Origin of the sequence: Vibrio sp. S457-15, from assembly GCF_000960545.1 — a bacterium.
In the GTDB taxonomy this organism is placed as follows: Bacteria; Pseudomonadota; Gammaproteobacteria; order Enterobacterales; family Vibrionaceae; genus Vibrio; species Vibrio parahaemolyticus.
Window position 1 is genome coordinate 270,385 of record NZ_JYOQ01000174.1, and the last position, 21,895, is coordinate 292,279.

The window sequence follows — 21,895 nt, forward strand, 5'->3', positions numbered from 1 at the left end:
CCTGAGATTACAACATGAACAACAGCAGATGGGTCGGCTTGCTCGGCGGCACGATCGTTTTACTTTGCACATTTCTCCTATTCGGCTCTTCCGTTCATGCTGATTGGTACATGATGCCTGCAGAAGCAGTGAACGGCATCGCATTTACACTGGCTTTCGGGCTAGGGCTGAATAGCATTTTTGCCTACGTCACAGCATTCATTACGCTCGCTGCGTTATTCTACATTGGCTATGTTGTTGGCTACCGCGTTCATCAAAAGCTTAGGTAAAAACCTTAACTTTAAGACCATTTATCTCAACCTACCTAACACTTAAGTTTTAGCTTTTATTCAATAAATTGGCTTTTAACCTACTTTTTATGCGGACATATTGAGATCGGAGCATTTTCCCGAAAACCGTATAGTTTTATGCCATGCTGCCTCATAGAATAGTTTATAAAAACGGCAGTAGGTATCGAGCAACTTTATGAAATGCAGTGTCGCATGCAGACGAGAACAACGCCCGAGAAAGCATATGCGCCCAGCATTTCCCAACCTAAACGGCGCACTTTCTGTGTTTCTCCCGTCCTCCATTCACACTCAGTCCATACAGACTTCTCTCCCTGACTGCCCATTATTTGCTGTTCCTAAGAGACATAACGATGGACAGAACGCAGTTCACCAAAATTTTTACGCGCTACTACATGCGCTCTACAAGTTTGGGGATTATTTTTACCCTATTCGCTTGTGCAATCAGAGGGGTTAATCTTGTTGTATACCTTCCTTACGTGTTATCCGCGAGCACTTGTTTTACTTACCTTTGGGCAAGTCGAACTTTCACGCTCGAGCAAAAACATCAATCTGTCGTCATTGCCCTAATCCTCGGTTACACCCTCACTTTTTACCTGTACTTTTTCTTAGGCGGACATTTTCTTTTTTCGTCGTTGGTGACGATCAACCTACTTTTGACCATGGTTGAGTTCGGTGTTTTTTGGTCGTTCTTTACCTACGCGTTATCAATGACTTTTTGCTTTTACATTGATTTGATAACGACAGGGAATGACCCTTTTAAACTCCACGCTTTAAAAGAATTTTTCATTCAAAGTACGTTTTTATTTTTGTTCAACCTGTTTATTTACAAAGGGCTACGCTCTATCGAGTGTTATTGGCATGGCATTTGGCAAACACAATATGAACAGGTGGAAAAGCTTGAGCGATTGCTCGAAATCGACGAGCTCACTGGGTGCTATTCCCGCTTTAAAGGCAATCAACTGATCGAACAACAGATTCAACGTGCCCAACCGTTTACTCTGTTGTACATCGATCTTGATGGCTTTAAAGCCGTGAATGATAAATTCGGTCACGACGCCGGAGATAAGGTGTTGCAGATCACCGCCCTACGTATTTTGCATCTGTTAGACGACGGCCAGTTCGCGACACGCATCGGAGGCGATGAGTTTATTCTGTGCCTGCCAAACATCGAAGACACCAAGGAGTTAGAACAGTTTCAGTCTTTGCTGCATCACGCATGCAGTGCACCCATTTTTATCCATTTTCAAAACGTTCACATCGGTTTAAGTGTTGGTATGGCTCGCTTTCCTCATGAAGGAAGCTGTAGCGATTCCTTAATTCAACATGCTGACCAAATGATGTACCTCACTAAAAGATCAAGAACATAAAGTTTTGGCTCGGTCCGAGCCGCTGAGAAGCACTCAAAAATATAATAATTTCAGGACGTAGATATATGGTTAGTAAGTTAGAATTTTCGCATGCAGTGGCTGCTATTCGAAAGGAAAGGGGGTTAACTCAAGGCCAATTAGCGGATGAGCTAGCCCGAAGTTACAGCGCTTTTGAAAGCTTAAATCAACCCACACTAAGCCAGTGGGAAAGCGGTAAAGTAACGCCCAGTTTGCTCAAGCGGCTTGCTTTCGCTCACTACATCGGCAAGCAGTATCAATACACCTCCAGCGAATACAAACGGGTCAAAGCTTCACAAAGCAAAAGCATCTATTTGAGCTTTAAAGACATTGTTTACGAATACCGTGTAACCGATGTAAAAAATTGCGCCCTTAGCCAAATCAGTTTGACGGAGTATGAGCAAATTAACGCCGTGCACAAACAACTGATCACGCCCGGCGGAATAGAAGACACGCTCAATCAATTCAATGAATCCCCCAGCAAGGCCCGCCTCTACTACTGTGAAGGCATGTTGGTTGGCCATTTGATTTATCAAGAGCTGAGGTCTGAATTTAGGATTCTCAGCTTTTGGCATTTAGGGCGCTCGATACTGAAGTACTTAGTCACCGACATTCTCCAAGTCATGGGAAATACGATCATCCATTTCCCGGTTCATGAGCCCGTGATTAAACAACTTCTCTTCGACATTTTTATTCGGGACTTCTATCAACATCGGCGAGTTACGTTCTTTAGAGCCCCCGCCACACAAATCTTCGGAAACCCCATGGTGAAATATTGCTTTGATGGGCTGTTAGACCTGGTGCTCTATCGCTTTCATCAAGTAGGAAATGAGTTTATGCAGTCTCGACAGGAGGTTCATTGATGATGAATACCAACACAACCAACAACACCGTCTTATTGTTCACCTTCAACAACATTCAAGGTCGCGGCTTGCAAACCGCTATTGAACAGAACCTAGGAAAACCCGTACTTTTAACCCGAGGCGCTGACGTCAATATCCCTAGCACCCGCGATGAACACTATGTAGCGATAGTCGATAGCTCTCTCCCTGAATTGCCAGAGGTCAAACAAACACTCAGTGAGTTAGAGCACGTAGATGCGACTGTATTAGTCAACGCAGAACCGAATCTGAGGGTCGAGAGCTTACTCACTTGGTCAAACTTGAAAGGTTTGTTCTATTTTGAGGATGATTTCGACAAGGTAATGATGGGGCTAAAAGGCATTTTGAACGGAGAGAATTGGCTCTCTCGCGATATTCTCAATCAACTGATTGGCTACCTATTGAGCCTAAACAATACCGTCGGTGAGCTAGAAACGAAACTCGAAATGGAACTGACCCGTCGTGAGCTGCAAGTGCTCTCCGCACTGTGTCAGGGTGGCTCAAACCTTGATATTGCTGATTCACTCTTTGTCAGTGAGCACACGGTAAAGTCGCACCTCTATAGTATTTTCCGTAAGCTCGAAGTCAAAAACCGCATGCAGGCCATTACGTGGGCAAAACGTAATTTGCTCTAGTGTGAAACAACAAAGGGAGCATGGAAGCCCCCCTTTCAACGTTGAGTTTGTGTTTACTGCATCAAATGGTAAACCCGTAATGATGCCGACATCACGGTCAGATCGTCTCCCAAAAACTCAATCGTCACAGGCTGGTTCGCCAAAAGAGTGAGGCAGGAATCACTGAAACGACCTTGCGTATCACACTCCACATGTACAAAGAAAGCAGGCTTATCCGCAACCAATGTAATTTGGCGTCCCTCAATCGAGACATCAATATTGGCTTTCGCCATCGGCAAAGTTTTCAGCTCATGAGTGCAAAACCATGTATTGCTTATTCTGTCTTCACCGATTTGCGCTTCAACATAGAAGAAGCCTGACGTAAGTTCATCCTTCTCAAACGATTCATCCAATTGCCACAAAATCGTATTGCTGTCTGCTATGACCGTTTGTTCTAAGCTCCAACATTGCTTTTCTTCCCCTTGCCAATCTACCCACTTGAGCTGTGCATTGACGCTTGCGGGCTCTTTGGCATCATTGAGCAAATGCAGGCTCAACTTGCCTGTATGCTCAGAAAACACCAAATACTGCGGCGCAAAAAATCGCTTCGCATGGTAGTGCAACTGCTTCCAACGGCCACTGTACTCCAAGCTTGACCAAGAACTGACGGGCCAGTTGTCATTGAGCTGCCAATACAGCATGCCTCGACAAATTGGAGAAATCGCGCGCCAGTGATCACACGCGGTTTTGATGGCCATCGCTTGTTGCACCTGGCTCAAATACAACATCTGCTCAAAGCCCGATGGAAAACGGAAGTAACGAGTAAACATCTCAGTGATGATGCTGTTTCCACGTGGATTCTTTTGGTGTTGCTCGAACGTTGGTGAAGTGATGTTCCAGTCTCGCTCGGGTACAAACTGCTTCACCTCCGCGAAAGACGGCCAAGATTGGAAGCCAAATTCAGAGCAAAAACGCGGGTTAATGTTTAGATACGCGCTAAATGATTTACCCGAATGCCATACATCCCAAAAGTGCATGTCGCCTTTGCTATCATCGTGCCATGCGTCACCAAAATCCAACTCGCCATTGCAGGGAGAGCTCGGCCAAAAGCGGCGCGAATCATCTTGCTGAGTAATCACTTGTTCAATCATGCGATTGAGGCGGTCATAATTGACGGTGTATTTTACTTTGTTGTGCTTAGATTCGTCATACCAACCGATGGCACCAATCACTTCGTTATCGCCACACCAAAGTGCAATGGAAGGATGCGCTTTAAGGCGCGGAATTTGGAATCGAAGTTCTTCTTCTACGTCTTTTAAAAACTCGTCGTTTGATGGGTACAACGAGCAGGCGAACATCATGTCTTGCCACACCAGCAAACCGAGTTCATCACAAAGATTATAAAAGGTTTCACTCTCGTACTGGCCGCCGCCCCACACGCGAATCATGTTCATGTTGGCATCAACCGCACTTTGCAGTAGGTCTCGATAACGGTGTTCACATTCTCGCCCCGGCATCGCATCGACGGGAATCCAGTTCGCACCTTTGGCATTAATAGGCGTGCCATTGACGATAAATTCCATCGCAGATCCATGTTCATCTGCCTGACTATTTAAGCTCAACTGACGAAGTCCAATCTTGCGCGACAGCGTTTGCTCACCACAACCAACAGAAATGGTGTACAGATGCGCGTCGCCGTAACCTGCTGGCCACCAAAGTTGCGGCTTTTGAACATGGAACTGACAGTGATAGTGACCACTTCCTTCGATTTGAATGAATTGAACTTCGCCATCAAATTCCACGGTAACATGATGGCTTGGGTTGTCGGTTTGCACTTCCACCAGCGCGTCTAAAATCACACTGCCATCGGCTTGCCATTGCTGCTCGGTTGAGACATTTTTTAACCAAATGTCTTTCACTACATCGATTTGGATGGGGTCGTAAATGCCCGATACCATCAAACAAATGCCCCAATCCCATCCAGAATGGCATTGTGTTTTGCGGATCAAATTCATGTGTGGAATTTGGTTGTTGCCCATTGCCGATGGGATAGGAAATGGCAGTTTTTTTGCTCTTGCGATACCTTCTAAATCCACCCGAGCAAACTCAACCCGAATTGTGTTAGTACCTTGTTTTAAATACGGTTTAATATCCACACGTTGCTGGGCAAACATATTGCTGCTAGTTAGTACTCGCTCACCATTGATAAAGAACTGAGCCAAAGTGTCAACGCGAGTCAGCGTCATCCAAATATGAGAAGCGCGCAGCGTGGAATCGCCCACTTCAAACTGTCGTTCAATATGCCAATCACACGCTTCGATCCAGCGGACTTTGGCTTCGTTGTCAGCAAAGTAAGGATTGGGGATGAGCTCTGCTTGCAATAATGCCGAGACATTATCACCGGGTAAATTCATAGGAATATCGATATCTGAACGCTGTGGTGAGGTAAGTTGCCACGTCCCGTTGAGTTCAATTTGAGCCATAGGGTAAGACCTTTAATTTTTATTAGAACAGGTTGGCTCAATGTAATTCTGATGAGTCCCTACAAGAATAAGGGGAATGTCATTTACAAACGAAATGCGGCGCACTTCACGCTAAAATTTCAGTCAAAATCTCTGCAAAAAAATCAGAGGCTTGGCTAAAGTGTTAAAAATTAATCTAAATCTACGGTTATATTCGCTATCTCGACATGTTACCATCAGCGGCTTTTTGAACATCCTCACACTTTTCATCGACTTGATGTGAGGGGAAATGCACGGCTTCCGAGCCCTAAAAAGCGAAGTAATTATGTCAAATATGACGAATGCCGCCCCCCATACTCCTATTCAGGAAGCAGACTATTCTGCCATTCATCCCCCTTCCCTACTGAAACGCCTCGAACTCACCAATCCAGTATTCTGGTTGAGTGGTAGCTTCCTCAGTTTGTTCGTTCTGCTTGCATTGACGAACACCGAATCTCTAACCGCAATGGTTAACGCAGGCTTTGGGTTTGCGACAAAATATTTCGGAGCTTACTGGCAAGTATTGCTTCTTCTCAATTTCCTTATCGGTTTGGCTCTCGCGTTTGGTCGTACAGGGTATGTACGTTTGGGCGGCTTAGCGAAACCAGACATCGACACATTTAAATGGCTGTCGATTGTACTGTGCACCCTACTCGCTGGTGGTGGTGTTTTTTGGGCTGCTGCCGAGCCAATTGCTCACTTTGTTACAGCGCCACCTTTGTATGGTGAAGCTTCACCAAAAACTTCTGCAATCAATGCGTTATCTCAGTCGTTTATGCACTGGGGATTTTTGGCTTGGGCGATTCTCGGTTGCCTTTCTTCCATCGTCTTGATGCACCTGCACTACGACAAAGGCTTGCCACTTAAACCACGCACGTTGCTTTACCCAATCTTTGGCGACAAAGCGATTCATGGCTGGATTGGTAACCTGGCGGATGCGTGCAGCATCATCGCCGTTGCCGCTGGTACTATCGGCCCTATTGGCTTTCTTGGTTTGCAAATCAGCTACGCGCTGAACTCATTATTTGGTTTCCCAGATAACTTCATCACCCAAAGCATGGTGATTGTCGCTGCGATCGTGATGTACACGCTTTCGGCGCTAAGTGGCGTAAGCAAAGGCATCCAACTTGTGAGCCGTTACAACATCATCCTGTCGGTACTGCTGATCGGTTACATCCTGTTCTTTGGCCCAACGAGCTTTATTATTGATGGCTATGTGCAAGGCGTAGGCCGCATGGTGGATAACTTTTTCCCGATGGCGCTTTATCGCGGTGACACTGGCTGGTTAAGCTGGTGGACGGTGTTCTTCTGGGGTTGGTTTATTGGTTACGGGCCAATGATGGCAATCTTCATCGCGCGTATTTCGCGTGGCCGTACAATTCGCCAATTGATTTTGTCCATCAGTATTGCTGCACCGCTGATCACCTGTTTTTGGTTCAGCATCGTGGGCGGTAGCGGTTTAGCATTCGAGCTCGCGAATCCGGGATTGATCTCTTCGGCTTTTGAAGGCTTCAACCTTCCAGCCGTATTGCTTGCAATCACTGGTGAACTGCCATTTCCAATGAGCATTTCGGTGCTGTTCTTGATTTTGACCACCACCTTCATCGTTACGACTGGTGACTCGATGACCTACACCATCAGTGTGGTAATGACAGGTTCTGCCGAGCCAAACGCAGTGATTCGCTCGTTTTGGGGATTGATGATGGGCGTTGTGGCTATCGCGCTGATTTCTATGGGTTCAGGCGGTATCACTGCGCTGCAATCCTTCATTGTGATTACTGCGGTCCCTGTATCTTTCATTTTGCTACCTAGCATTTTGAAAGCGCCGGGCATTGCCAATCAAATGGCGAAGGATCAAGGTTTGGTTTAAGTCTGGTTTAGATACCCAACCCCAGAAATGCAAAGAGCCCTTAATTGGGCTCTTTTTAATTCTGTTGTTTATCCCACGCTGTCTATGCGAATCATCACCGCGTCAGGTCGCCAGTATTCCAACTCGCAATCCATTAGCTCGCCATCTTGCTTGTAGTTCACGCGACAAATTTTCAGTACAGGTTGTCCTTCAGCCAGATTCAATGCTTTCGCCACATGTGCTGGTGCTGACGTTGGAATGACATCGAATCGAGAACGCATTGTCTCGTAGCCATATTTCTCACGATAAATGCCCGTCAGCGACATAGTCAGATTCTCTGCCAAAATACCATCGAACAAACTCGCTTTTAGAACGTTTTCAACAAACAGCACGGCTCGTCCATCAATACAACGCAAACGCTCAATGATGTGGATTGGCGTCATCTGCTCGATATCAAGCGCTTTTGCGTAATCCCCTGCCGCCATTTCACTGCGCACGCTGATCAGTTGGGTGGCTGCAATCCGATGCTGCTCACGAATCATTTGATGAAAGTGAGAACGCGACAACGGGTTGTAGCAGATTCGCTCAGGAGACACGTACCAACCACGGCGTTCTTCTCGATAAATCAGCCCTTCAGTTTCCAACGAGACTAACGCATCTTTAATCGTGATTCGGGTAGTAGAAAACAGCTCACTTAACTCTCTTTCTGAAGGCAGTTTTTGCCCTTGAGAAACCACGCCAGAGTGAATTTGCTGTCTCAAACTGGTTTTAATTTTTCCTAACTGCGTCCCTAACTGGCCCGCACCTGTTGTTTTCATTCTGACCTAGTCCAATAGATATTTTCTCAACAAGATAAGAGGCTTAAGTAACAGAAATATGACAAGTCAGCCTGCTCACTTCTTCATCAAATGAAATACAAACGCCACAGAAGTGAATCATAACTGTCAAATTATCTGCACCAAACCGTCACATTCCACCCATAGGATAAAAAGCGAACTTACTGACCTAGTCCAGAAGGATAGAGACAATGAAAACTTTGCTTAGCCGTTCCACTGCCGTGCCTGCCAAACTGCTTGCAGCCACCGCAATTACAGCAACATTATCGGCGCCTGCTTTTTCAGCAGATGCCAATGTAGAATCCCTAGTAAAAGCCGCTCAAAAAGAAGGCTCGGTTTACAGTGTGGGCATGCCAGACAGTTGGGCAAACTGGAAAGACACGTGGGCTGATTTGCAATCAAACTACGGTTTGAAACATCAAGACACTGACATGAGCTCTGCACAAGAAATCGCGAAATTCGAAGCAGAGAAGAAAAATGCGACCGCAGATATCGGTGACGTCGGTTTTGCATTTGCGCGAGTTGCCGTGAAAAAAGGCGTAACTCAACCTTATAAACCGACCACTTGGAATGACATTCCCGATTGGGCGAAAGATAAAGACGGCCACTGGGCGCTGGCATACACCGGCACTATCTCTTTTATCTCAAACAACAACCTAGTCAAAGACGCACCAAAAACTTGGGGTGACTTACTCAAAGGTGACTACAAAGTGACGGTTGGAGACGTAGGCGTTGCGGCGCAAGCGAACAACGCGGTTCTGGCAGCCGCTTTTGCCAACGGTGGTGACGAATCGAACCTTAAACCAGCAATCAAGTTCTTTGCTGAACTGGCGAAACAAGGTCGCTTGTCATTTACCGATCCGAACATCGCCAACCTAGAAAAAGGCGAAGTTGAAGTGGCGATCATGTGGGACTTCAACGCGCTGAACTACCGCGACAAGATTGACCGCGAGCGCTTTACTGTCACGATTCCACAAGATGGTTCCGTGATTTCTGGTTACACAACCATCATCAACAAATACGCGAAAAATCCAAACGCAGCCAAATTGGCTCGTGAGTACATCTTTAGTGACCAAGGCCAAATCAACCTAGCAGAAGGTTACGCACGTCCAATTCGCACCAGTATTACTCTGCCAAAATCTGTGCAAGACAAGCTGATTGCAAATGACCAGTACAGCAACGTTCACCCAGTGACCGACTTCTCTGCATGGGAAAAATCAGCACGTAAGCTGCCACGTCAATGGCAAGAAAGTGTGTTGATTCACCAACAGTAACCTCCCTCCAAGAAGTATTGAGAACTTATCATGAGCAATAAGGTTATCCTTGTTGTTCTAGATGGACTGAACTATCAGGTAGCCCGCAATTGTATGGGCTACCTAAACGGTCTACTAGAACATGGTCATTCACGACCAGAAATGCGCGCCACGCTTTACCCCGTGCAATGTGAACTCCCTTCAATGTCGCGTCCACTGTATGAGTGCATTTTAACTGGGGTTCGCCCCGTAGAAAGCGGCATTGTGAACAACAATATCGTTCGTCTGTCGAATCATGATTCCATCTTTAGTTTGGCAAAATCGCAAGGCAAAGTGACGGCGGCGGCGGCTTACCACTGGGTGAGTGAACTCTATAACCGCGCCCCGTTTGAGCCGATTCGCGATCGTTTTACGAACGATGAAACAATGAATATTCAGCACGGCTGTTTCTATCATTGGGATCATTATCCTGATGAAGCGCTTTTCATAGACGCGGAACATTTGCGTCGCACTCACCAGCCTGATTTTTTGCTGATCCACCCAATGAACATTGATGACATGGGTCACAAGCACGGGTTGGATTCTCGCCAATACCGCAACTCAGCACGCAGTGCAGACATCATTCTCTCCAATTACATCGAGCAATGGTTGGCCGATGGCTATCAGATCATCGTCACCAGTGACCATGGCATGAACAACGATCTTTCTCACGGCGGTATTCTCCCTGAAGAGCGTGAAGTTCCGATGTTTGTGATTGGCGACAAGTTCACACATCAAGAGTGTCACGTTAAGCAAACCGAGATTTGTGGCACGGTTTGTCAGTTGTTAAACCTTGACCACAATAAACCTTACACGCAAGCGTTGTTAGCACTATGAGCAGTTCTGTTTTATCACCAAGCGCGAGCCGCACGGCGAAACCAACGACAAGCGTTTGGCTCAAGCGCATCAAACCCGCAATCTGGCTGGTTCCCTTTGTGCTTTTTTTCTACCTATTTCAACTCGCGCCCATGATTTGGGTGCTGTTTAACAGCTTTATCTACGATGGAGAGTGCGCTCTCGATAACTACATCGAAGTACTCGATTCTGCGTTCATGCTGCAAGCATTCGGAAACAGTTTATGGCTGTCCGTTTGGTCGAGCATTTTCGGGCTCGCTATCGCGACGCTGTTGGTTTCTTCCTTACGCCGAGTAGACAGTAAGCTAAGAGACGCCGTGATTGCTTTCACCAACATGAGCAGCAACTTTGCAGGCGTACCTCTGTCGTTTGCCTTCATCATCATCTTAGGCACAAACGGCGCGATTACGTTGTTGCTCAAACAATATGGTTTGCTAGGTGATTTTGACTTGTACGGCAAATGGGGCTTGCTGGCGATTTACATCTACTTCCAAATCCCACTGGCGGTTTTACTGCTTTATCCCGCTTTTGATGCGCTGAGCGATGATTGGCAAGCGGCGGCTGCACTGTTGGGTGCAAGAACTTCGCAATATTGGGCGAAAGTGGCTTTGCCTGTGCTTTCTCCTGCCCTGTTTGGCACTTTCATTATTTTGATCGCCAATGCGATCGGCGCGTATGCCAGCGTTTATGCGCTCACTTCTGGTAACTACAACGTCATTACCATTCGTATTGCCAGTTTGGTGTCTGGTGATTTGTTCCTAGAGCCAAATTTAGCGGCCGCCATCTCGGTCATCTTAATGGCGCTGTTGGCGTTTATTACGGTGATTAACCAGTGGCTGATTGCCAAAAGTTACGCAGCTAAGAAAAGCAGGAAGTAAACCATGCAAAACGTAAATTCTCGATTCCATAAAAGCGTCGTTTACACCATCGTCGGAATCATGCTGATCCCGATTCTAGCGACGTTCATTTACTCGATTTCTTCTCGCTGGGGCGCAACGATTCTGCCTGATGGTTTCACTTTTGACTGGTATATTAAACTACTAACGGATCCTCGCTTCTTACAGGCATTTGGTCGCTCGCTCTTTATTGGCCTTTCAGCACTAGCGCTGAGTGTTGTTCTCGTACTGCCTGCGATTTTCGTGGTGTTTTACTACTTTCCGAAACTCGACAAGCTGATGAATGTCCTGATTTTGCTGCCATTTGCAGTACCACCGGTGGTTTCGTCTGTGGGCCTTCTTCAACTCTATGCCGACAGCGAAATTTCCCTCATCGGTACCCCCTGGATTTTAGTGTGTACTTACTTCACCATCGCATTACCATTTATGTACCGCGCCATTTCCAACAGCTTTGAAGCCATCAATTTACATGATTTGATGGACGCCGCGCACTTGCTTGGCGCAAGTACGACCAAAGCTTTTTTGTTGATCATTTTGCCCAATTTAAAGAAAGGGTTAATGGCATCGTTGTTCCTCTCCTTCTCATTCTTACTAGGAGAGTTCGTGTTCGCCAATATTTTGGTCGGCACTCGCTACGAAACCCTACAAATCTACTTGTACAACATGCGTCAAACCAGCGGCCACTTCACATCTGCGCTCGTGATGACCTATTTCCTGTTTATTTTCTTACTGACTTGGTTGGCAAGTCGTTTCAGCCGAGGAGTCAAATAATGAGTTACGTAACCGCAAAAAACCTCACCAAACGTTTTGGTGAAAATACGGTATTTGAAGACATTCAATTCGCTATCGAACAAGGCGAGTTCATCACGCTTTTAGGGCCTAGCGGCTGTGGTAAATCCACCCTACTTCGCAGTCTTGCGGGTTTAAATCCGGTTGATGGTGGCGAAATCTGGGTAAATGGCGAAGAGATCACCCACCAAGTGCCACAAGAAAGAGGCATCGGTATGGTTTTTCAGTCTTACGCGCTGTTTCCAAACATGACGGTTGAGGGCAACATCGCCTTTGGCTTGAAAATGAAGAAACTCGCCTCTGATGAAATTCAACGCGAAGTGACAAAAGTGATAGAGTTAGTTGACTTAAAAGGCAAAGAAAAACACTACCCACACCAACTTTCTGGAGGCCAACGTCAGCGTGTGGCGTTAGCCCGAGCGCTCGTGGTTAAACCTCGTATTCTTTTACTTGATGAGCCGCTTTCGGCACTGGATGCAAAGATCCGTAAGCATCTTCGCCAACAGATCCGCGATATACAAAAAGAGATGAACCTAACTACCATCTTTGTGACTCATGACCAAGAAGAAGCGATGATCATGTCTGATCGAATCTTTTTGATGAACAAAGGGGAAATTATTCAAGCCGGCACACCAGAAGCGATCTACACTCACCCTGCCAATGAATTTGTGGCTGAGTTTATGGGGCATTACAACTTGATCGATGCTAACAAAGCCAAACAACTCTTTAATATCGATACCGAATGGAAGGTGGCAATTCGTCCAGAGTCCATCTACGTGAAAGAGCATGGTCGCCAATACGGAAACCATATTTCTGCACCGCAGATGGGAACCATCAAAAACCACCAACTGCTTGGCAATGTAATTCGCTACCAAGTATGCGTCGAAGAGTGCGATCTTACGGTCGATTTGCTCAACCGTTCATCCGAACGCTTGCTAGCTAACGGCAGTCAACTAGAGCTATTGTTTAACCTTAACGAAATTCAACCAGTGAGAGCCTAACATGTCCAAACCTTTGTACGTCTTTGATATGGATGAAACTCTAATCAACGCCGACTGTGCGATGATTTGGAACGCGTTTTTGGTTGAAAAAGGCATAGCAACGCAATCAAACTTCATAGAGGAAGATCAGCGTTTAATGGCCTTGTACGCAGAAGGCAAAATGGACATGGAGGACTACCTAGAATTCTGTATGGCGCCATTGGCTGACATGCCCGTTGCACACGTCCATACGTTGGTAGAAGAGTGTGTAGAGCACCACATCCTGCCTAAGCAGTTTGAGCAATCCAAAACGTTGATAGCACAGTTGGATCGCGATGACATCGATATGGTTATCATCTCTGCGAGCGTGACATTCTTAGTCGAAGCGGTCGGCCATCGATTAGGAATTCCCGTCGCATTAGGAATTGATTTGGTTGAGAAGCACGGCAGCTACAGCGCTGAAATTGCAGGCGTTCCGAGTTATCGAGAAGGCAAAGTTATACGCTTGAAAGCATGGTTAGATGCTCAGCCAGAATCTTATTCTGAAGTCCATTTTTACACCGACTCCATCAATGATTTACCTTTATGCGAATACGCAGATTACGCATATTTGGTGAATCCTTGCCCTCAATTAAAAGCACGCGCAGATAACGCCAATTGGACGGTTTTGTCTTGGGATTAGCCGTCAACATATCAAGCGAATCTTAACAAAGTAAAAGAGCGAAATAGGCTGCTCTTTTACTTTGTTGGCTTTAATTTCCATCGCACCTAAGAGCATAACCTACCACTCAAACACGCTGCTGCTCTCGCGCAAAAACAAAACACATCATTAACAAACGCAAGGACTTTATGTCACCTTAATCTGAGATATGAAAGATTGAGAACATACTGAGAGCGAATTTATATAACAAAAACAAATAAGCAAAACTCAATTTATGAGTCAATTGGTTATCAAAAACTGAGTTTATGCACACTGCGCGTACAGTCGAACAACATATTCACAATCCAGACTAACGATAATGAAATCATTGATTGAAGAATTAACATTTTAACAATGATTACAACAATGTTAACTTTAGCCCCGTTGGTCGCGCTGGTGGTAAGCCTTTCACCAAGCCTATTGTCAGTTTTATATGGACGTTCGACCACCTCCAAAATGAATAGACACCCAATTTGGTGCCCTTTTTACGCCCGCAGAGGAAATTCTTTGCGGGCTTTTTTCTTTAAGTTGAAAGTCAGAGCGCACAGGATCAGTTTTGTTTCGTCAATCTCTCTACCTTGGAGGTAGTATACGAATCAACAAGCGGAGACAATTCTAGTAACTCTAACACCTTTTTCTCAAAGGTTTCATCAGCACTTCTCACCCAATCTAAAAACTTCTTTTGAGCAAACATAGGCTCGATTTCGTATAAAAACTCGATACTAAAGTAAAACTCGTTTTTGATATGCAAATTGCAAACTCTTCGATAGTCCTTCTTATACTCCAAGTTACCTTCTACGTATTTTGAGTAAGTTTTCTCTCCAACATCAATAGCTTGGCATTTAATTGGGGGGTAGCCGCGAAGAAACTCCCCTACGAGAAACTCTTCTTTCGCTCTCTTTTTTTCTTCGTTTATCGGCTCTAATCCCCAGCGATGATTTGCGTAATCGATAGCATCATTCATCATCTCTGTATGATCTCCTTTCTTAGATCCTTCAGGAGACTCTAGAGCATGATAAAACTCCACATACTCTTTTTCTATCAATGAAGACAACTGATTGACAGAGCGAATACTCTCATTGGCAGACTTGATCCTTAGCCTAATATATAAACCACCTTGTTTATTTATAGGTAGTAGAGGGTTTAATATTTTTTTTTGAAATGAGAAATAAATAGAAGCCAATTTTATTAACTTTTCATGCCGTTCTACTTTTGAGTCAATATCGAATTTTTTTAACTCCACAAGATCTTGGTATACATGCCCTTCATATATATTATTCGGACACTCAAATGACAATACTAAGTCATCTATCTGGAATACATTATGTAGCAAGTTTGAAAAATCTGGTTTTCCTCGAAAGCCATCTTTACAAATTTTAATAAGGCCCATATTTCTAACTCTTGTTCTTTAAATATGCATCAATATCTTTTAAACGTTTACTAGCCATATTAGTACCAGACACTCTGCTAACAAATTAGTAATCTTCATGCCGACTTGTTAAAAATAATGAAAATTTATATATAATATTCCATGAAATATATAATAAAAACGGATAACGAGAATAATACCCCACTCAAGGTGCATTCAAACTTAACAACCAGAATTATAGAAGTAACATAGCAATATATGTCACTAAAACTAACTACATGTTATGTCTTTCGCTTGTGGCAAGTTTATAGCCAGTGGGACATTCAAGCTCATCTAAAATGAATGTATCTCCTCTTAGTTTGAAGCCCTTTTTCACCCGTGAAGTTATTTTTACATTGAAGTGCATTACTCTGCATTAGTGTCTTCGCCCAACCTCTTTATCCTAGCGGTCGTACAGGAATCGATAAGTGGCGACAAATCTAGTAACTCTAGTACTTTTTTTTCAAAAGTTTCATCGGCACTTCTCACCCAATCTAAAAACTTCTGCTTGGCGAACATCGATTCGTACTTATACCAGAATTCTATGCTCAGATAGAATTCATTTTTTATAGGTAAATTGTACACCCTTCGTAATTCATTCTTATACTTCAGGTTGCCTTCTGAGTATTTTGAGTATTTATTTTTTCCAACTTTAACGGGCTCACACTTTATTGGTGGATAACCTCTTAAAAAACCTCTAATTAAATATTCTTCCTTTTCCCTTTTTCGGTCTTCACCTTCTGGGTTCTCCCCCCATTGTTTGTTCGCACGTTCAGTCACATCTTTCATCAAGCCTGTATGATACCCCCGCATAGAGCCTTCGTTTTGCTCAGATGCATGGTAAAACTCATAATATTCCCTTTCTAAAAATGAAGATAATTGATTAATATTATTAATACCTTCACCAGCAGATTTTACCTTTAACCTAATATATAAACCACCTTGTTTATTAACAGGAAACAAGGGGTTTAACATTACTTTGTGAAACAAGAAGCATACCGTAGCTAACTTTATAAACCTTTCATGCCTCTCTATTTTTGATTCAACATCGAACTGTTCTAAATTAACAAGATCCTGGTGTACATGTCCTTCATAAATGTTATTCGGACACTCAAATGACAGTACTAAGTCATCTATCTTAAATGCATTATGTAATAAGTTAGAGAAATCCGGCTTTCCTCTAAAACCATCTTTACACATTTCAATAAAGTTCATATTTCTATCTCTTGTTCTTTAAATATGTATCAATATCTTTTAAACGTTTACTAGCCATGTTAGTACCAGACATCATCAGTTGTCTTCGATAGGATTCAACACCAAAATAGGGTAATGTATGTGGGCTCTCTGTGACCTCTCCATTCATCACCAATCCTAAAAACTTACAGCAACGGACGAGACTACTTGTCGACAATGGAGTTTGCCTCGCAGCAATGTTGGGGACAATATCAAAAGGGTTAGTCCTGGTTTTCGTGTAATTAATCTTCAAGCCAAGCTGCTGTGCATTTTTCCCTATCTTCGTTGTGTTTGCGCCCCCTGCGTGCACCACGACTTGTTGATTCAATAATCTTAAGCTCGGATTCTTTTTTCTAACATACTCAAGCGCAGAGTTAAAAATAATGGCACCTTGGCTATGTACTGTCCATTTGACTTGTTTACCCTGCTTCGCACATTGTTTCATTACCGCTGCAAGGTGTTGAGCATTGTGCGAAGTGAAACGAGTTTTGTCATAAACACATTCAATCAGATCTAGCTTCGCATTATCAGAAGGGTTGTGAAACAACGTATACTCTGTAGGCTTATCTTCTGTATATGCCACCTGCGTATGAACTCCCATTAATGTCGCTGCTTTCTCATAATCATTCAGCATTCCATTTACCGAGGCGTGAAGCGTGTTAACTTGATGTGTAGAGCGTGCCTGAGCATGATCCCACTCAGCCAAAAGTAACTCCGCTTCCTCGTTACTCTGTGTTCCATCGTATTCACTTCTTCTACCTTCTATTTTTTTCACATGGTACATCTGGGTTCTTTGTTCTGGATGTCTTCCGATCTCCTTGCCATGCAATCTTTCATCAAATGCAATATCATGAATTACAACGTTTCCATCTATAAGTATGCAAGTTAACAGGTAATGGTAATTTTTGAAGGGATATCTGGTGCGAAATATTCGAAGCAATGGATTACGTTTATGTCTAACTACCGACGGTGCGCTTGGATTCGATGAAAGAAAATACATTTCTTTGATAACTTGTTTCTGATCATACTCATTTAGAGACGCAAGCATGATGAGAGATTGTCTTGATAGATACAGCTTTTTATTGCTAAAGAGTGCAGCCGAAATTCTCACTCGCCCATGTAAGAATTGTTCGATTTCATTAACCGATTTATTATTTAGCCCAATGTAATCAAAAGCCTCTTTCCTTTCAATAAACTCCCAAGTCATTACGAATCCCTATTCAAATAAAAGAGGGACATATACTAAGGTATGATGAAGGATAAAAAGGAGACTAGATCTTTTCGAAATTTCAAATATATAGCATCGCCTCCAATTTAATGAAAACAACAATTTTAAAAATTACACTCATCCCTATACTTGATGATAATTCACTAGATATATACATCTATTGATATAAAGGTTAAGTGCCTTAAATCTCGTTTGAAACAAGAGACACTTAACCATTGAACTAGAAATTATTGAGATACTTATCCATAGATACTAATTATACAGTACACCTGTAACAAAAAGGCCAGCCTGAAAGGCTGGCAAGTAGAGCAACAAGGTCAACGCCTACTGCTAACTAGCGTCGAACTCGTATTGGATACATCATTTTTATTGATTGTTCACAATCGGAGGTTATGACTTGCTCGCTTCGTCTTTGCGGCATTTCACCTTTACCAGCTGTGCCTGCTCATCTTTGATGTTTTTCACGATTCGAGCATCACGCGCATCAATTGCGTCTATGTTCATTTGCTGAATATCTGCTACAGCTTCATGCTTCATTTCAGAAAAGTCCTGACGTAAATCTGAGCTCCACTCTTCTCTGTCTAAAGTGTTAGCAGCAGCGATTGGCGATGAAGTTACAACAATAAGACCTAGAGTAGATAGAATTACGCTTTTCATAATAAGCTCCTTGAGGATTAGCAGTTCATTTTGGTTACAATTTATATATTGCACATACGATGCCAACTTTTTAACCCTTTAAATTCAATAGCTTAATTAAACGTTCGTTTTTATATTTATATCAGCATGGTAAATTTCGCACCCCAAGTGTTAAATTAACCAAGCAAATCCAACAGCCAATTTCATTCAGTTAATCTATAGTATAGAGCGCCATTTCTCCTCACAGTTATCGGCTCAAAACGTGCGCCTCAAACATTCATCTAAAGTCATTCAGGCCTAAATCCTCGGCATAAAAAAAGCAGCCCGAAGGCTGCTTTTTTTATTAAGACAAGAGATGCTAGTTCGATGTATTCGCAGAAACATCTGAAGATACTGACGCTTTTCTAAAACGACCAATGACACGCTGGAAGAAGCGCTTAATCGCTCGAAAGATGTTTTTAATATCTTCAAGCATTAGATACAGACAAGGCACTAACACCAACGTCAGGACTGTGGCATACAGCACAGCAAAGCCCAAAGCGACGGCCATTGGTATTACGAAACGTGCTTGCAGACTGGTTTCGAACATAATAGGCAATACACCAGCAAAGGTCGTGATGGATGTCAGCGTAATCGCTCGAAAACGCGCACAACCAGCCTCAACCACCGCCTGCTTGATGGTCATCCCTTTCTCTCGGACTTGGTTCACATAATCTGTCATCACCAACGAGTCGTTGATCACCACACCTGCGGCTGCGATCAAACCGAATGTCGACATCATGCTAATGTCTAGCCCCAACCAGAAATGTCCCCAAATCGCCCCTGTTAAACTAAACGGGATAACAGACATCACGATAAGAGGCTGGGTATAGCTCTTCAATGGTACGGCAAGCAAGATATAAACAATGATCATCCCTGCCACAAAGAACATGATTTGTTCGTTGCGTTGCGCGGCTTGCTCTTCGATGTCACCACCCAGCTCTGTTTTAACACTTGGGTGCAGCTTCTTCATATCAGGCAAAATACTATCGTCGATGATTTTCACAATTTCTTGTGGCTCAACGAGTTCTTCATCAATAGAGCCGTACACATAAACGGTTTGATAACCACCTTCACGACGAATTGTGCTAACCCCAGGCTGCTCACTGATATTCACTACATCGCCCAACATTACTTTCTTGCCTGCTGGCGTAGTAATGACAGCGTAACGTAATGAAGAAAACGCTTCACGAGTCAGTTGAGGATAGCGAACCATGACTTTGATCTCTTCACCGTCGCGAATCAAACGCTGTGCTTCTCCACCGTAAAAACTGCCGCCGACTTGTTGCGCAATCATGGTCAAGTCAAGACCGAGATCGTACGCAACAGGCGCAAGAGAAAGAAGCACTTCTTTGCTGCCTGAATCAATGGATGACGAGATATCGTACAACCCTTCTTCTTGCTGCAAACGTTCAATCAAGTAACGTCCTGCTTGATTAAGTTCATTGATGTTGGAGCCAAACAGTAAGTAGCCAAACTCATCACGATCGCCACCACCTGCACTTTGTTCGCGGATCTTGATACTCTTCATCCCCGGAATAACAGGCATCGCCTCACGCCAGCGTCGAGCAAGTTCAAAGGTATTGAACGGACGAATTTCCTCATCGACAAGCGGCACTAACACTCGTCCTTCGGTGCGGCTTCGATTGTAGGAAAGCACATCGCGAATCATTCCTTGCCCATGTTCAGCAATAGTTTGAGACTCGACCTCTTGCATGACACGCTCGATGGTTTTCAACGCTTCAATAGTTTGCTCACTGGAAACCGTGTCATTCATTTCGATAGTAATCGCAGGGTAATCCGTCGGTACTTTCGGGTTAGGGATAACACGCACATAGTTGGATTTAACCAATGCAGCGCTGATCAGCAATAAACCACAGAACACAGCAAATACAGTCCAACGCCAATGAGTACAGGCTTTCACGAAGTTACGATAAGTGCCGTTTACAAAGCCGAAGAAACGTTGGTTGAAACGATCTCGCCATCCACCAGGTTTGACTGGTTTAAAATGGGTATGCGCCAAGTGCGCTGGTAGGATCAACTTTGATTCAATCAAACTGAAGATCAAACACAGAATCACGACACCAGCAATGCCGTAAAAGAAAGCGCTATCAATACCACTCGAAAGCAAGAATGGTGCGAATACAGCAATCGTTGTCAGAACACCAAATGTCGCAGGCGTAGCAACACGTTTGACACCGCGTACCACGTTCTCGACACCGCCGCCCTTTTCTTCGATTTCACTGTACGCACTTTCTCCCATGACGATGGCGTCATCTACCACAATTCCGAGCACCATGATGAAAGCGAACAGCGAGACGATGTTCACTGTAATACCCAAAGCTGGCATCATCATCACCGCACCCAGGAAACACACTGGTAAGCCGATCATTACCCACATCGCCAAACGGAAACGTAGGAAAATCGTCAACATGATCGCAACAAGCACCGCGCCTTGCAGCAAGTTTTTCAGCATCATGTCGAGACGACCATTTAGGTAGTACGTCATGTCGACCAGAATTTTTAGCTGAACATCACTCGGCAAGGTTTTGTTTTTGGCTTCGATGTAGTTACGAACTGACTGAGCAACCGGAATGATGTTTTGATCGCGCGTCGCTTCGACTGACATGTAGATAGCATTTTGACCTGAATACTCGAAGTAGCGCTCTTCTTCGGTAAAGCCATCTTTGATGGTGGCAATGTCTTGCAACAATACCTTGGCACCATTGGCACCTAGCTTCACGGGAATATTTCTAAACTCATCTCCACGGTAATATTGGTTCTCAATTCGAACCGCAATCATCCCAGAGTTTGTTTTGACTTCGCCCGCTGAGAAGTTTGCCGAGTAACGACGAATGGCATTGCTTACGTCATTCAACGTTAGGTCATACTTACGCAGCACGAGGGGATCGACTTCAATCGCAATCTCTTCCTCTGGCGCACTTAAATACACCAACATGACGTTATTAAGCTGCAAAAGCTCATCTTCAATCTGCTTCGCAATCGGCTTAAGCTCTTCAAGAGGTCTGTCCCCCACCAGCCCCATTTCTATCACGTCTTGTCGCCATTCAACCTGATAGACATTGATGGGCTCCATGCCAAGAGGCAGGTTAGAAATAGTATCGATGCGCTGATTCACATCATCAAGCACTCGCTTGATATCCGCGTTGACATCAACTTCGATAGAAATATAAGCACTGCCACGAGAAGCTCGTGACACCACTTTTTTAATGCCAGTAACGTCTTTGATCGACTCTTCCACTTTGACCAAAATACTCTCTTCAATTTCTTGAGGAGACGCACCTGGATAAGTCGCGCGAACGTCGATGTAGTTCACTTCGATATTCGGGAACATCTGACGCTGGATAAACATGTAACTCACGATACCCATGATGATGATAAACACCATCAACAGGTTGGCAGCCACAGGGTTATTGGCAAAATAGGCAATGATGCCCTTTTGATTCGTATCTTCCATGACAA

General features: G+C 44.2%; 18 protein-coding genes. 11 read left to right on the forward strand and 7 right to left on the reverse strand.

Features of this window, described 5'->3' with window-relative positions:
* The first annotated feature begins 14 nt into the window (after positions 1-14).
* The 4 genes from UF05_RS18560 to UF05_RS18575 all read left to right on the forward strand — a co-directional run bounded on the left by UF05_RS18560 (position 15) and on the right by UF05_RS18575 (position 3,191).
* Positions 15-269, forward strand: a complete 255-nt coding sequence (locus UF05_RS18560; RefSeq protein ID WP_011106259.1) for a hypothetical protein — start codon at positions 15-17, stop codon at positions 267-269.
* 371 nt (positions 270-640) lie between these two features.
* Positions 641-1,657, forward strand: a complete 1,017-nt coding sequence (locus UF05_RS18565) for a GGDEF domain-containing protein (RefSeq protein ID WP_045546263.1) — start codon at positions 641-643, stop codon at positions 1,655-1,657.
* A gap of 65 nt (positions 1,658-1,722) precedes the next feature.
* The gene (locus tag UF05_RS18570) at positions 1,723-2,538 is read left to right on the forward strand and encodes a helix-turn-helix domain-containing protein (protein WP_005479824.1); all 816 of its coding nucleotides are present in this window, start codon (positions 1,723-1,725) and stop codon (positions 2,536-2,538) included.
* Positions 2,538-3,191, forward strand: a complete 654-nt coding sequence (locus UF05_RS18575; RefSeq protein WP_045546264.1) for a LuxR C-terminal-related transcriptional regulator — start codon at positions 2,538-2,540, stop codon at positions 3,189-3,191. The genes UF05_RS18570 and UF05_RS18575 overlap by 1 nt, the downstream gene beginning before the upstream one ends.
* A 53-nt stretch (positions 3,192-3,244) precedes the next feature.
* Here UF05_RS18575 and UF05_RS18580 read toward each other — a convergent pair whose 3' ends face one another.
* Positions 3,245-5,653, reverse strand: coding sequence for a beta-mannosidase (locus UF05_RS18580; protein WP_045546265.1), 2,409 nt, complete (start codon positions 5,651-5,653; stop codon positions 3,245-3,247).
* Positions 5,654-5,957: 304 nt separating this feature from the next.
* Here UF05_RS18580 and UF05_RS18585 point away from each other — a divergent pair, with 304 nt between their 5' ends.
* Positions 5,958-7,541, forward strand: a complete 1,584-nt coding sequence (locus tag UF05_RS18585) for a BCCT family transporter (RefSeq protein ID WP_045546334.1) — start codon at positions 5,958-5,960, stop codon at positions 7,539-7,541.
* Positions 7,542-7,609: 68 nt separating this feature from the next.
* Here UF05_RS18585 and UF05_RS18590 read toward each other — a convergent pair whose 3' ends face one another.
* The gene (locus UF05_RS18590) at positions 7,610-8,338 is read right to left on the reverse strand and encodes a UTRA domain-containing protein (protein ID WP_005483913.1); all 729 of its coding nucleotides are present in this window, start codon (positions 8,336-8,338) and stop codon (positions 7,610-7,612) included.
* Between the two features lie 209 nt (positions 8,339-8,547).
* On the opposite strand from UF05_RS18590, the gene UF05_RS18595 reads away from it, so the two are divergent.
* From UF05_RS18595 to UF05_RS18620, 6 genes are read left to right on the forward strand one after another with little or no spacing between them, the layout of a single operon-like run.
* On the forward strand, positions 8,548-9,630 hold the full coding sequence (locus UF05_RS18595) for an ABC transporter substrate-binding protein (RefSeq protein ID WP_005464148.1): 1,083 nt from the start codon (positions 8,548-8,550) through the stop codon (positions 9,628-9,630).
* Between the two features lie 30 nt (positions 9,631-9,660).
* On the forward strand, positions 9,661-10,485 hold the full coding sequence (locus UF05_RS18600) for an alkaline phosphatase family protein (RefSeq protein WP_005479833.1): 825 nt from the start codon (positions 9,661-9,663) through the stop codon (positions 10,483-10,485).
* On the forward strand, positions 10,482-11,381 hold the full coding sequence (locus UF05_RS18605) for an ABC transporter permease (RefSeq protein ID WP_045546266.1): 900 nt from the start codon (positions 10,482-10,484) through the stop codon (positions 11,379-11,381). The genes UF05_RS18600 and UF05_RS18605 overlap by 4 nt, the downstream gene beginning before the upstream one ends.
* 3 nt (positions 11,382-11,384) lie before the next feature.
* Complete coding sequence (locus UF05_RS18610) at positions 11,385-12,170, forward strand: ABC transporter permease (RefSeq protein WP_045546267.1); 786 nt, start codon at positions 11,385-11,387, stop codon at positions 12,168-12,170.
* Positions 12,170-13,189 carry an ABC transporter ATP-binding protein gene (locus UF05_RS18615; RefSeq protein WP_045546268.1) on the forward strand — a complete coding sequence of 340 codons (1,020 nt, stop codon included), beginning with the start codon at positions 12,170-12,172 and terminating at the stop codon, positions 13,187-13,189. Before UF05_RS18610 ends, UF05_RS18615 begins: the two co-directional genes overlap by 1 nt.
* Before the next feature lies 1 nt (position 13,190).
* Positions 13,191-13,850: an HAD family hydrolase gene (locus tag UF05_RS18620; RefSeq protein ID WP_045546269.1), complete on the forward strand. Its 660-nt coding sequence runs from the start codon at positions 13,191-13,193 to the stop codon at positions 13,848-13,850.
* A gap of 568 nt (positions 13,851-14,418) precedes the next feature.
* Here UF05_RS18620 and UF05_RS18625 read toward each other — a convergent pair.
* The 5 genes from UF05_RS18625 to UF05_RS18645 all read right to left on the reverse strand — a co-directional run bounded on the left by UF05_RS18625 (position 14,419) and on the right by UF05_RS18645 (position 21,890).
* On the reverse strand, positions 14,419-15,258 hold the full coding sequence (locus UF05_RS18625; RefSeq protein WP_045546270.1) for a hypothetical protein: 840 nt from the start codon (positions 15,256-15,258) through the stop codon (positions 14,419-14,421).
* Positions 15,259-15,642: 384 nt separating this feature from the next.
* Positions 15,643-16,491 carry a hypothetical protein gene (locus UF05_RS18630; RefSeq protein WP_029854660.1) on the reverse strand — a complete coding sequence of 283 codons (849 nt, stop codon included), beginning with the start codon at positions 16,489-16,491 and terminating at the stop codon, positions 15,643-15,645.
* Between the two features lie 4 nt (positions 16,492-16,495).
* Positions 16,496-17,716, reverse strand: coding sequence for an alpha/beta hydrolase (locus UF05_RS18635; protein ID WP_023583954.1), 1,221 nt, complete (start codon positions 17,714-17,716; stop codon positions 16,496-16,498).
* Positions 17,717-18,127: 411 nt separating this feature from the next.
* Complete coding sequence (locus UF05_RS18640; RefSeq protein WP_005464185.1) at positions 18,128-18,394, reverse strand: hypothetical protein; 267 nt, start codon at positions 18,392-18,394, stop codon at positions 18,128-18,130.
* 337 nt (positions 18,395-18,731) lie between these two features.
* The gene (locus tag UF05_RS18645) at positions 18,732-21,890 is read right to left on the reverse strand and encodes an efflux RND transporter permease subunit (protein WP_045546271.1); all 3,159 of its coding nucleotides are present in this window, start codon (positions 21,888-21,890) and stop codon (positions 18,732-18,734) included.
* Positions 21,891-21,895: the final 5 nt, after the last annotated feature.